The following is a 14,395-nucleotide window of genomic DNA, read 5'->3' on the forward strand; positions in this document are numbered from 1 at the left end:
GTCTAAGCAGGCTAGCAGCAGCGGCACAATCATCCTTGCGTGCTCATAGCGGAACAACTGCAGAAGGCAAGCAAGAACAAAAAACAAAGGCCACTGCGGCATCATCGGCGCTGAATGCTACTGGTACCGCTGCTGGAAAGGCAAAGAGCGGTGTGGCGAGCGATGCCCCACAACAAGCACATGGCGCTGCATCGCAATCTACAGGGCAGAAGCCGAAGGATGCAAAGCTTAGCACCGAAGTTGAAGGCGCAGTAAAAGTACTTGCCGATTCCATCAATCAAGCAGAGAACGATATGGCGGCGGCGAGCAGTACCTCACAACAACCAGCAGGTAAACAACCTCCAGCACCTACAAAACACCTGTCCAGAGGCTGGTAAGTTTTTCCCCGTGAGCAGCCTGGGCAGGAGCCTTACAGCACCAGAAACTTGAATCGCCGGCGCCCAGGGGGCGCCTCATTTCCCCGGATACCGGGCGCACTCAAAACTCTTGGTACCACCGACATAACCTAGCGCCTACATCCTCACAGCACTACCTACACCTTATCTTTCAACCTCCTACCCCTAGCATCTCGCCCAACTCTACTGAGCACCAACACACTTGAAGTTCTTGGTACCACCTGACAATAACCCGGCTCCCCCTGACTCTACAGGTTTGGGACTCACCCAATGTTGTCTTCCCAATCACACACAAGCCCACACCTCGTCTACTAACCTCCTACCCTTGACACCCAGCCCAACCAATGCCACCACCTCTGCACCGTCACTACCCAGCAGAGGTGGTAGCCTTGGTGGCGGTGCCCAGTTGGGCTGAGTGCCAAAGGTAGGAGGTACGAATGAGGTGCAGGGAGTTCGGAGATAGGGGCTTGGGTTAGTCGGTGGTACAAGGAACTTCAGCTGTGTTGGCGGTGCAGGCGATACCAGTAAATTTGACTATACCGAAGTGCATAAGAAGCAGGTGTAGGTGATACCGAGAACTTCAGCTGTGGCCTTGGCAGTGAGTAGAGTTGGGCTGAGATGCCAGGGGCTGTGGCATCAGGGTTGCGGCGATATGGCAGCAGGAGCATAGAGCTTTTTGTGGGTAACGCGAGCAACCACGGCGTCACAGGTACAAACAGTCGGAACTGCGTCGTTTTATAACTAGAAGAATGCAGGGGACTGAGGGGCAGTAGATGAGTATGTAGGTTAGTAGTACGGCCTGTTCTTCCTGATTCGAAAATCTAATGCCTCTTCCCAAACATCCCCGTTGCAGAGCAGCTTTTCTTTGTTGTACATCAGCTCTTCCCTGGTCTCTGTGGCATATTCAAAGTTAGGACCTTCAACGATTGCGTCAACCGGGCAGGCCTCTTGGCAGAAACCACAGTATATGCACTTGGTCATGTCTATGTCGTACCTTACGGTTCTGCGGCTACCATCCCCTCGCTCTGCCGCTTCTATAGTGATTGCCTGTGCGGGACATATGGCCTCACACAGCTTGCAGGCTATACAGCGCTCTTCACCATCATCATACCTGCGCAGTGCATGCTCCCCACGAAACCTGGTACTCAATGGGCCCTTTTCAGAAGGATAGCGAAGCGTGACCTTGGGCCTAAACATGCTTACCAATGTTAGCATGAACCCTTTTACACCCGCAATGACAACCCCGAACAGAACCATAACTCGCCGCATCTGCTACCCCGTTTATTACCTTACAGCGCGAAACACCCGATCAAACCTCAATTCAAAAGGAAGCCAGCCCTTGCCCCTCTTGAACGAGAGTACAATGACCAAAGCCTTGCCCACAATGTTTTCTATCGGTATGTTGCCAACCTCTGTAACAAAGCGGCTATCTCTGGAATCATCCCGGTTGTCCCCCAACACGAAAATATGCCCCTGGGGCACTACGTAAACTGGAGTATTGTCCAAGGAGCTGTTTTCAAGCTCGTCTAGTATCTCATAAGACTTGCCATTGTACAGAGTTTCAGTGTACTGTTTAAAGGATTTGTTGCCATCGAAAAAATCCTCTATACGCTTATAACCCATTTCCTTGCCGTTTATTTGTAAGCGCCCACCGATTATTTGCACCTTATCGCCCGGAAGGCCTATAACCCTCTTCACATAGTTTGTACCGGGGTTTGATGGCAGACGGAATACAACAACATCGCCAGCCTGGGGAGTAGTGTATAGAACCCTACCCTTGAAAATGGGGGGAGACAGTATAATTGAGTAGCGGCTGTACCCGTAACTGTATTTACTGACAAATATATAGTCCCCCGCGAGCAATCCGCTCTTCATTGAACCAGAGGGTATGTGAAACGGCTCCATTACAAAACTGCGGAAGATAACTGCAGTCAACAACGCAGCCGCCACTACACCTAAAACTCTAAATAGGGAAGGACCTCTCTCCCTAGAAACAGAAGACAAGCAACCCCTCCTACAATGAAAAACTGTTCCCGCAACCGCAGCCAGACTTGGCGGCAGGGTTGTTGACCACGAATCTGGAGCCGTTAATATCCTCTACGTAGTCTATGGTAGAATCTTGTAAGAACTTCCTAGAACAGCGATCTACGAATAGTATCGGCCTTCCAGAAGCATCTGAGAGTATGAGGTCTGACCCACCTTCAACCTCATCGTTATCTTCTTCATCGCCGTCCATGTCGTCAAACCCCGAATCATCATCCTCCGGATATTCATCGGAGGAGTCTGCATCGTCTTCATATGAACCAGTGGCAAACTCATATTTAAACCCAGCGCAACCGCCACTTTGCACAGAAACCTTAAGAAGCGAGGAACCACCCTCCTCTCGCAAAACAGCCATGATCTTATTAACGGCACCCTCGGTTAGGGTAAGCCCACAACTCTCTAGACCGGACATAGAAACAACCGCGCTAACAAAAACCCCGGCGAGTGTATCATGAACTTTTTTAGTATGTCAAACAGATTGCGGGGCCGCCGCATACATAGCACACACAGCCATACAGGCGCAGAAGAAAGTTGTGTGGCAACCAAACTTGTATGATTCTCACGTGCCTAATCACCCAACATTTATGGAGGTTGTTGCGGTGGTACACATCGCTACACACCTACCGAATAGACTATAAGTTGTCTCACAAACGAGTTGCACACAAATATTAAAAAAATCGACATACTTTGCCAGGCAAAATAGGGCCACTTTTGCCAACCCACAATGCAACATATATCCAATCCAGCAGCCACTTTGACTTCACTATGTATACTGCAAGTATGCATTCATAGTGCCATGTACGCGGGGGCACCAGGTTATATGTTTACCATATGTTAACATAACTGCAGGTAGCATTTTTACAGGCAAAACACAATCTTGGAGAGTGGCTGGGTGGCCAGAGCGCAGTCCTAGCGCTTTGCAGTTCCAGGGTGTGGCTTGCTCTAAACCCAACTCCGACGTCCAACCAGGAAAACTCATATGACTGAAGCAACACAGGGCAACCCTACTGCGGCAACCAGTACCGGTACTCACCATCCAGGTATTGTTGGCACACAACCTGTATCACAAGCCTATACCACATATACGAAGAAGGGTGCCGGTGGACTTTTGCAGCATCTAAATAGCAGTAGAAGCGCTGATGCCCCCTCTTGGGAGCAAGAGCTAGGCTTTGGCACCGACCACTGCATACTGGAAGCTGCGGTAAAGAGTGGGGATGAGCAGACAGTAGAGCTCCTGTGCAGAAGGTTTTCTGCCTCAGTGCTGCAGAGAACGCTGCACCTAAACAGCGCGAATGAGTCTCTACTAGAGCAAGCAATTAAGTGCAACGCTGAGCGAAATCCAGCGATCGCTTTGGAGATATTGGGGAAGTTGTGTAAAACTTGTGTCGGAGAGTGCGCGAAGTCCAGTCAAACGTTTGGTGTTGTTGCCAACGATCTTATAGCGTCATTACTTGCTGTGACCGAGCAGTCGAGCAGCAGCAACATTCGTAGCTGGAGTGCTGATCAGTCCTGGCAGTACTCCACCCCTGTCGATGATAGCGATTTAAAGCAGGCACAACAGCAGAGGAGCGAGCAATCGGAGAAATATCGGAAAGAGGCGCAAGACGCATACGAAAAGGCATATCGCGTGCAGGCACATGGTGCATCGCAGACTAGTGCGGACCGCACTCAAACAACGGCCAGCCATGCTCAGCCTTCACCGACGCGACACAATGCCGAGGCACATGATAAACGAGGCTCACCTTCTGAGCAGACAACCGCAGAGGAGAGCGGCAGTGGAGAGGCATTGCAAAGTACTAGTCAGACAGAAGAAGTAGCAACTACCGGTAGCACACATGGAGCACAGACAGAAAGCATGACTGGAGCTAGTGTGGCGACTAGCCACACTGATACAGGTGCACAACACGTCGCAACTGAGCCGAGCGTCACAGCACTTGCGCAAGGTGTAGATAGTGCACAAACAGCTGAAGGAGCAAATACAGGAAAGGATAATGAGCGGGATGTTACCGTAAAAACCGACGTGCAGCCTGGTGAGGAGCACGGCAACAACGCCGTCTCTGTTAGCAAACAAGATGCTGGTGATGGGGTTTCGTATGTGGCGACAGAGGATGCGACCGACGTTGAGGGTGCTACGTACGATCGAGATGAAAGTGAGTCGGGTTTATCGCAGGATGAGTTTGAACAGTTGCGCACCTCTACCGGAGTAGATCTAGAAGCAAGCGGTGCAGTAGCGTCGGAAGCAACTGAGTCCGCTACACCTGAGACAGCACCAGCAAAAGGCGGCGCAGCGACACGCACGCAACAAGCAGCACCCAAGAAGGTAAAAGCGGCGGCGCGGCAGGGTAATGGAGGCCGTTTTCCACGCACCACACACGCTACACACGTCTCACGCCATAGCGACGACCACCAGGTAAGCGGCGCTGGAGCACATAACAGTTTCTTGCAGTTTGCAGCAAAAACTAAGAATGACGTCGAAACCGTGGTAGTAGAGCTTGAGGCTCAGACTCTTCCAGAAGGCGCGTCTGCGTTGCTGGAAACGATTTCCAAAATTTTGCAGGATATCGGCACGCAAGTTCAGAGCGCGAAAGACAAGGTTAGCAGTGTTGCCGCAGACGCTGCTGCGCTGCAAACCCTGCGAAAGAAAGTAATAGATCTCCTAAACAATCTTGTAAACACGATGCGCGATCTATTAGATAAACTTGGCGACGTTGCTAGTGATCAGTCGCGGAAGTTAGGTGACATTTCACGCCAAGTGGCAAACAGAGTGCAGGGGTTTGGAGCTAAGAGCGCTCCTGCCAAACGCGCTGGGGCACCAAGTGACTCAGATGACATGGCGCCCGCAGCTAAAAGAAGAGGATCGGCTCCGACTGCTTACGCTGCGCTGCTTGATGAAATACTTACGGCTGCAGAACAAGGCAAGCTAGCATATGCCCTGCAGCGGCACGTTGATGCTTTAAGTGATCCTAAAACGCTGCACAGCGTGCTGTCACACAGAAATGCAGCATCGCTTAACGCGCTGGATTTGTATGTTGCCAAACCGCAAAACGTTGGAGATATCACCGCTGCAATCAGAGTACTGATGCAACCAGGCAACCAGGCGCTGGGTGCGGTACTCGCCCACCACCTAACACAGGCAGAGGGGCGGCAGAATCAGTCCATTATTCAGAGAATCATCGGTGTGGCAGCTAGCGGGAGTGCCGACCAATCGGTAGTGAATAGCGCAAAAGAGCTGGTCACACGTCTCATAGGCGAGTTGTGCCCAAGTTCCGGCGATGTAGGGCAAAGATTATTAGCGGGGCATGTGGCACGTTCGGCGTTGCAGGCCGACTCTGCAGATATTCTCTCCCATGCGATGACAGTTGCGGCAGTGCCCGGAAGCGATCTCGTGCACAATCCAATACAGGATGCCATAGTCGCCAGTGCAGTAACCTGGATTGAAAATCGTAGGTGTGAAATAGGCAGCGATCAAGATGCACACGCCATAAAAGCGGTAATGTCGCTGCTGCAGTCATGTGGTAAGGTATCACCAAGCGCCGCACAGGAAATAGTTGCCAGGTGTTCTGTTGCGTCAACTGCCGCGCTAGTTTACAAAGTGGCGCGCGAGTGTAACGTCATAGACCCAAGTGCAAAATGCAGCGCAGGAACCCAAGCCTATGTAACACGGTACGAACTCGCGCGCGCCATGAGTGCGCTACATACCGCTGCCGCCAACGTCGGTAGCTCTAACAGTGCTGGTCTGCGTGCATGCGTTGAGGAGTTGCTCGGACATATCGGCACCATTCTTACAGTTGTGTCTGCGCTGACAGGCAGGCAGTGGATAAGCGCTGCTGTGCAGCTTGTGCCGCGCACCCAGACTATAACCGAAAAGATACAGCACGTCTGCGATTCTATTGCCGCGGGGACCACGCCTTCTCCAAACGCGGAAAGTATTACTCAGATATCTGAAGATGCGCAGCAAATATTGCAGATGATTCGCGATGTGGCAAACAAGCACCCAGCGCAGCGTATTAGACACACACTTCAGACGTTCAATGCAAGGGCTGTGTCATCAGAAGACCGGAACCTCGTATCGGCATACGAACGGCTACGTGCAGCTTTGGAGAGTGCGCACGACGCGTACAAGGGGCCGTTCCATGAAATCAGTATTGAGAATTTCGCTAATAGTTTGAACGATGCCGCAAAAGACATAATAAGTGCTATAGACCCTGTAGGGGGCCACGGCGGTACGCTCAGGCTAGAGCTGAGAAGCGCAACACGCAAAATAGTTGATTCTATTTCTGACAACCCACACTTGGTTTTCTGCAGCCAAAAAGTGGCAGAGGAGCTACTACATGCGGCAGCTTTGTTGGAGCTAGCTACCAAACGTGAAGTGTTGAGCGAGCGGGAGGGTTTTGCTACAGATCGCACTGCGCATGAGCTTGTAAACAGTTTTAGAGAGAAGGCCACCAACGCATACTATCACATAACACGAGCTTATCGCCTAGTTGAGGAGCACGGTACAGCGTTGCGAGAACACGGAGGTGAAAGCGTTGCCTTGGCGCTAGACAAGTTGCGAAATGCAGGCAATCACGTAAAGCAGGCTGCAGAGTCTGTTTCCTATAACGTGCGTGTCACTGCCGCGCTGGAGGCGGAGGCATTGCTCGATTATTGTAAAAATGCGCTATTATCTCTTGTATCTCTTGGCGAGAAGCTCAGGGATAGTAAAGCGCTGCAACACCTGCAGAGAGCGGCGCGTGTCGTGTATGAGCACATCGTGGACGCGCTCGTTTTCCTTCGTCTAGCAGCTCAAATTCTGAAGGATATAGTAGTTCACGCAATAAAGGTGGCCTCTGGCAACGCTAGGGTCACTGCTCATAGCCTGAATAACCCAGAAAGCAGCCTACTAGACGTAATGCCCGCTATTTGCGCGAGGATAGGAGATGCGGATACAGCGCTTGCTCGCAGCAATAATGGTGCCGACTACAGTAAGTTAAGGGAGGCACTACGTTCTGCAAATTCTGTGCTCTTAGAAATAGGTGCTGCTCTACCTTCAGGGAATTACGATTTCCTAGATGGTAACGCACCGCATTTAATTTTACACGCGTGTGCGAGGGAGATTTCGCGGCATAACCTCCAAGGGCAGCTTGGCAACAGAATGCGCGAAGTGCTGACAGACCTAGAGAGTGTAGTTGGTAGGCTGGTAGATATAAATGCACTGAATACTTTAGAACAATCCCCAGCTGTAGAAGTCCCCGAAGAGTTTGTTCGTAGCTCACTAAAAACGCTCGCGTATACGCTACAAGTACGTTCCGCTGCGGCCGGGGTACGCGCTCTGGTTCCTGGCAATCGGTTGGCAGAAATAGCAGGGATGCTGCCAGTATCTGACGGCAAAGTTGTTATCACCAGCGGAGCTGATCTTGCAGTAGCACTAAGAGCGTTGATAGAAGAGCATAATATCACCCACGTCAGAAATGCGGCCAATAGAGACGACCCAATCGTGGTACTGAGCGAAATATCAAGAGCGATTGGGAGGAGTGCTGCCGCACGTGGTGCACAAGAAGCAGGATCTGCGACAGATGATGTCGTTACAGCAGTTCCAGTGCAGTTTGTTTATAATGCCCTGGTAGCGTGCTCCAACGCGATGCAGCTTAGCACAGCCATAGATGGGGTGAAGGCCCGGATACCGGGTGACATGCTGAATGAAGTCATGGTGGCAGGCCTACCAAACGATGCTAGGCAAAGCCGCATGGTTTCCGACGCAAGCGTCATCTCCACCATGATAGACAACCTAATCCGGTTACACAAGGGTCTCATGCATCAAGATGCGGTGTACACCGCACACAACGCCCATAATAGAGGTTGCTTGGATCTTGTAAGAGAAGTTATAGATCAGAAAATCACGTTCGATCTGGGCCAGGCAGTCCCAGCATCTGTCTACTCAACTGAGCCTCGTGCAGCATTTATAGGAGGAGTTGTAGAACAAGCGCTGATAATGCCTGACAGCGAGTTTTTAGGTGCACATGCTGAAAGTAGATACGGTGAAGGCGAGAGAACCGTCACCGTCAATACCGATGTTGCACACGGCATAGTCGTGGCGGCAATGCACGCGATACAGGAGGTTGTTATACATGACAGCAGGAGACGTACCATTCCGCCTAGCCTACCAAGTGATGCTGTAAGGCGCATAGTATCAGAGGCGGCAAGCGCTTCTGGTAATACAATGGGTTTGTCCGCGCAAATGGTCTCCGGTGCATTTCAGCGCTTTAGAGACGAAATGGTACAAGTGGGCGCACTTGCACAGGACACAACAATTTGGGATGAGCTAGTAAGACGGGTTGTAAGTGTGGTAATGCACACTGCCGCTCGGTACACTTGCAGTGACGCTTCAGTACGTGGCCACAGTGTGCCATTCCGGCACGTAGAGAAGATGGTCACCTCCATATACATAGACACTCAAAAGGAGCATTGTCGGAGCGCAATACGCGCTGCGCTGAAGGGGGTGCAGGATGTAGACCAAGATTTGGTCAAAGAAGCAGCAAAGTATGCGACTACGCTGGTGATCTGCGGTGGTAGCGCAAATGAGGTTCCTAGGTCAAGTTGTGTCTCATTGGCGTGGAAGATTGCCAGCACCCTGTCAGCAGGGGACAGAACAGTGTGGCACACAATAGCGAAAGGCGTGTTTTCCCTTGTCGCAAATTGCCGGGAGCACGTTGTGGTCTCAGAACAGTTTTTTGTAAACCTATTCACAACGATTCGTGATTCCGTAAAACGTGCGCACGCAGCAGCCAGCGCGGGAGCGAGTAAGGCTCCTATCGCTGTGGCTTTTGCTGAGCTTACAGATGAAATGATACAGAACCTGGCACAGGGGGTTATTAAGATCCATAGCGTTGCTCAAGAGTTTTGGGAAAATGGCACAGTAGTTGAAGAGAGCAGTAAGGTCTCCGAAAGGGAAGCTGAACAGCGCGCAACCACCGCAGCAAACAGTGTTGATGGCGTCCCATTTGGGCTTGCACGCACGGTACTAATCGCAACCATTAGTGCTGTGGTCGAATCTGTCGCTAGGGAGGAACACTTGGGGGCAGCTCATATTAAAGAGCACCAAATCGAAACACTTGTAGAGTCAAAACTCAAGCAACAAGCATCGTCGGACGGGACCCTGAAAATCACTAGCGACCTGGTGTCAGGTATGCTCACCGAGCTTAATAGCGTGATACAACAGACGGCCAGCTCCACCGGGATGAGCAACAGGGCACAAATTTCGGAAGATCTGCATCCAGCGATAGCAAGAATCGCCGTATCCGCAATTAGGGCTGGTAAGACAACGGGTAACAGCATCTCTAAAACACTATTGGACCGCGTGCAGCATGATATCCACGCGGCATGTGGCACTGCCATCACTGCACCAGCAGTGCATTCGCGGCTCGCTAGGGCCGCAGCGCCGCTAGTGCTAGACTTGGCTACAGTATTTGCCGGACTGAACGACGCCAAAGGCGTGATGGAGGAGTTGATAACTGGTAGCAATAGCAGCAATCTAACTGAGGGACAGAAAGAGCGCATACAGTTTGCCATCGGTGCAGCAGAAAGTTTGATGGAGCGCATCAGCACACGCGGTATCAGAGACGGGGCTGAGCGCATACAGGACGATATTAGACTTGTTGTCAGCACCATTGCCGGTATGCACCGCGATGGGAATTTGGCTCCCAGTGACCAATGTGCGATAAGCGCCGCATATGGTGCTCTAGTCGCCCAGCTCGGGTTGGTAGAGGCGGCGCGCACGTCCGAAAATGTAAAGATAGTGCCGGGTTATGGCTATAAAGGGTTTGCGCCCAGAATGGTTGAGGTTGGTCATGCTGCGATGGATGCGGGGCAGCAAAAGCCACATCTATCATCCGACACCGAGGGTGGTGCAGAGCCCGACAAGACAATCACACATCTGAACCGGACTGCTCGTCTGCTGAAAAGTATAAATCAGTTCCTCGTCCACAGCGGGATATATAACACACTGCAAGGCGGGAAGCTCCTGCACCATCTGCGTGCTGTCAGACACCAGCTAGAAATTGCGCAGCAGGCAGCCTTGTTTACGTTACTAACTAAGGTTGCGGGTGGACGCGACACAGAATCTGTGGTACCGCACGAGAGGGCGCTTCAGGAGGCAATTACACGGAGCCAGGAGTGCCTGTTGAATGCTAAGCTTGTAGCAGCCCCATTGTCCAAAGATGCGGTCTCTATGCTCAGCGGGCTATCTGACGCAGTCACATTATTGCAGGAAACATCACAACAAAGGTTTGCCAGCCAGCCTCAAAGGATATTGGGAGAAGATTGGGCGTCGCAGATCTTCAGAATGGTTTCTATTGCCAGAAGTGCGGCAGATAGCGCACAGAAAGAGAAAGTTGCTGCTAGCGCTATAAGCCATGATGAAATAGCGGCACGCAACAGGGCGCTCATGCACTTAGGTGCGGTCGAGAACCTGGTAGGGTTTCTTTACGATGCACGTATACAGCGAGATGCGCGTCTGGTAGCGCAGGTCTTGTCACATCTTGAGCAATGCAAAAATAATTTGAGGGCAGCACAGCTTGTTCACAGACGTGATGCCGCCCGGGCGGAAGGTGCGCAGCGGGATGCTGTGCAACACTACAGCGCCTTCGTGCAAGTTGCTATGCACGCCGTACACATGGCACACGACCTTATATGTGAGCATGTACGCGAAACTAGCCACAACATTTTGGATGGATGGAGAGCCACTGCTAGCAGTCTTGGTGGTGCACAGCCAGACCCGCAGGAGGTACGCCAGCGCGCGGCGGCACTGATAGATGTGTACGAGGCAGCGCGTGACGCAGGTATGCTAGTCTCCAAGGTGTGCATGGAAACTAGAAACAACGTTTTCGTGCCCCGAAAGAGCGCAGCTCAGGTATTGTGCGAATCGGCCTACGCATCAGGGTCAAGAATCATTGGTGCCCCACGACACCAGGAGGTCGAGCACGAGCTTACTATATTGGTTGGTGATGCATTGAGCGCGAAGGCCCTGCTAAACCAAGTTTGCACCAAGCTTGCAGACCATGAAGACGGCGGCATAGTTCGGCTCATGGGGAACATAGAATACGCTACTGATGCAATGCTAAACCGTGATCGCGGCATAGCGGCATCTAAAGAAGTAGTGCAATTATCCAATAGAATTGCGGCATTGACCAAATCTGGTCTTGCAAAATTAGCCACAGCTGCACAGGCAGCAAACTCGCCTGCCGTAAGCGCAACAGATTTGGTACGGGTAAGTGGCGGTGCTACACCAGCCCAGACTCAGGAAAGTTCGGCTTCTGCGGGTAGGACACTAACTGCTGCACAGTGGTTCAAGACAATTGTTGATGTATCATCACATGTGCCCGAGGTTATAAGTAAACCAGCGAAACCAGCGGCGCCTGATACGGGGCTACAGGAGAAGATAACCGGTGCTTCGCAGGATCTGTCGCAGGTCGTGCAGTTGTTGTACGGCTACGGGCTCAATAAAGAGCTGGATACCGCACAGAAAGGCGTGGTCAATGCTCTAAATAGCGCTGTTGGCCTACTGCCCCTGCTCACAGGAACAGGAGGCTATAGTATACCGGGTAGTCTGCACCCCAACACCGTCAACGTGGTATACCGGTTGGGAAGCAGCGATATCCCACAAGGCAATATTGGCGCCCTAGCAGCAAGGTTTGAGGTCATTACCTACAAGCTGTCGCTGCTGATGTCACTCGGAGATTTGGAGAGCGTTGCCAAGCAACTTGCAGATATACAGGATTCCGACGCTAACCTGCATCAAGCAAAGAGACAGCTTGACAGCATCGTATCAAATGTGACCGCACTTGTGAAGTCGGTTGTACAGCAAATTGAAAATGCGGCTCCGGTACGGAGCCTAGAGGCGTCAAATGCCGAGGGGAACCGCGTTGTACTGCAGGAATTGAGAAGTGTCGCAGTAGGTGCACTCACCCGTAGTTACGAGCAAAGGGGTCTGCAAGGGCTGCGTGAGTCGATCAAAAGTGTGCGTGAATCAATAGGGCAGCAATTCGTTGTTGTGGACTCTACTCTCCTACAAAACATGTTTAGCCTGAGAGATGTAGATTCTGCTGAAGTTCTGTGCAGTGAGGCTGCGCTTCCGCCAGAGCATGACCGCGTGGAGAAGGTTATAGCAACCATAGCCGATGCACTGCGCACCGGCCGGATAGACCCAGTGCGTACCCTATCCTGCTTAGACAGGGTTCTGAAAAATTCTGTCGCTCTGGGGACTCTACACACAGACGAGACAGGTGCGTATGCACTGTGTGAGGCTGACGTTACAGACATGCTAATGGCCTTCTACAAGCACAATGACGAAGATGGTATTAGGTTCCTGCGCGGAAGATGCGGTGCATATACTATCGATAGCAGCAGGATAGAAAGTGCCGTGTTAGCTAGGTTGGGCAACAATGCATCGCTCAATACAGCTGATACGCTGCTGCTTGACTCGTACCAGCAAGACATATTTACCGATCCTGACGTGTCTATAAGGCAGTGTCAGAAAGTGGGGGCTAGCTTCTTGGCAATACACCTCGACAGAGCATACGGTCAAAGAGGTATGCATAGGGAGGGATCAATTAGGAAAGACGGTATTGGAGCTGCTAGACGTAGGCAGCCGGCCGACAGACGAGCTGCAGGCCTTACTACAAAGCTGTTCCAGAAAATGCCCAAGATGGGAGAAGACCAGCAACCTTGGTACTCGAGAGTGTGGCAGTGGATCATTGACGTGGTAAACTGGTTCTATTCGGTAGCCCGTACAGCGGTGATGTTAATCCTGGGCAAGGGTGGTAAAGCTCAGGCATCATTGCAACAGCAGGAGGAAGCTCGGCAGGCTGATATAAGCTCTGCGCGCTCCGCTGACGCTGGAAGCGGTAAGGGAGCACCGGATGATGGGCATGACCACGGCGCTGACGACAAGCCAAAAACATCTCCCCTGTCTGCTGTGGCAGTGCGCAGGAGTAGTGAAGCACACAAGATGGGTGAAGAAGCCCAGCAGCCTTGGTATATGCGGTTGTGGCAGTGGGTCAAGGATGCAGTAACCTCTTTTGTCCAGAAGTTTCTCTATCCCATCTTCACTCGTATTGTTGGTTCCAAGGCAGAAAACCGCTTTGTAGAAACTGCTGAGCCAGGAAAACGCGCAGCACAAGAGGTACAGCAAGAGCGTAGCAATGATCGCAACGTTGCAAAGGGAGAAGAAAGCCACCGTGGTGGCGCTTCAGAAACTGTTGAGGCAACAAAATCTGAGGTTGCTGAGGAACACTCTTCACCGGAATCAGAAAACCACGAAGAGAGGTTACGTGCTGCCGATGGTGATGCGCATCTTAAGAACCGTAAACAAGGTGCGGGAGGAAAATGGCTGGAAGCAGAAGACGTACCTTCAAGCACCATAACGGATCCGGAAGTGGAAGAAGTTAGTGCTGTCCAAAGTCGCCGCGGCAGCGTTCAACAATGAGAGCTCAAAGGCAATCTCATATGATTAAAATGGAGCAGCCCCTCATCCCGCGAACCTGTGTGTTATAACACAAGGAAACGCGGCCTCCCTCGGAGGGCTGCTTCGCGCACATGAGCTACGTATCACGGCATCCAGCCTCTAACAGCGGCTACACTGCAGCAGTGCTCACCGCGGGGCTTTGATGAGGGTTATAGCAGCCTATAGGCGCACCACCAATCGTACAGTTTATTAACCCAGCGGAGCCAGATCTCACCTAAGCCATGTAAAACTCCCTCTCAGTGCGATGCATACCCCGATCCGTGCGGGCCATATTGCACAGGTACAACTACAAGCCGGAATACATGATGCACAAAAACCAGCGCATCAGGGGGCTAACCTTCGCACAAGTGGCTCATGACATCTGCGCAAGCAAGGCGTGCTTCCCGGCAAGGCATCTATCGAATTTAGAAAAAACCAAGTTAAGCTTCTCTAGCACAGTGGGGCTACTTTCATGCAG

At 51.8% G+C, this 14,395-nt stretch carries 5 protein-coding genes; 2 read left to right on the plus strand and 3 right to left on the minus strand.

Annotated features, from left to right (window positions below):
* The coding region (locus GAC_RS02485; RefSeq protein ID WP_037349316.1) for a hypothetical protein at positions 1–377 on the plus strand (377 nt) is incomplete at its 5' end.
* An 804-nt stretch (positions 378–1,181) separates the two neighbouring features.
* Here GAC_RS02485 and nuoI read toward each other — a convergent pair.
* Genes nuoI through GAC_RS02500 form a run of 3 tightly spaced genes read right to left on the minus strand, consistent with a single transcriptional unit; the run spans position 1,182 to position 2,850 of the window.
* Positions 1,182–1,664, minus strand: coding sequence for an NADH-quinone oxidoreductase subunit NuoI (gene nuoI / locus GAC_RS02490; protein WP_011114403.1), 483 nt, complete (start codon positions 1,662–1,664; stop codon positions 1,182–1,184).
* Between the two features lie 15 nt (positions 1,665–1,679).
* Positions 1,680–2,399, minus strand: a complete 720-nt coding sequence (gene lepB / locus GAC_RS02495) for a signal peptidase I (RefSeq protein WP_010264705.1) — start codon at positions 2,397–2,399, stop codon at positions 1,680–1,682.
* 10 nt (positions 2,400–2,409) lie between these two features.
* Positions 2,410–2,850 (minus strand): HesB/IscA family protein, encoded by a 441-nt coding sequence (locus tag GAC_RS02500; RefSeq protein ID WP_010267743.1) that lies wholly within the window; start codon positions 2,848–2,850, stop codon positions 2,410–2,412.
* Between the two features lie 567 nt (positions 2,851–3,417).
* Here GAC_RS02500 and GAC_RS02505 point away from each other — a divergent pair.
* Entirely contained in the window at positions 3,418–13,899 is a 10,482-nt protein-coding gene (locus GAC_RS02505) for an ICP22 family protein (protein WP_012658988.1), read from the plus strand.
* Positions 13,900–14,395 lie beyond the last annotated feature (496 nt).

The organism is Anaplasma marginale str. Florida (assembly GCF_000215485.1).
Taxonomy (GTDB): Bacteria; Pseudomonadota; Alphaproteobacteria; order Rickettsiales; family Anaplasmataceae; genus Anaplasma; species Anaplasma marginale.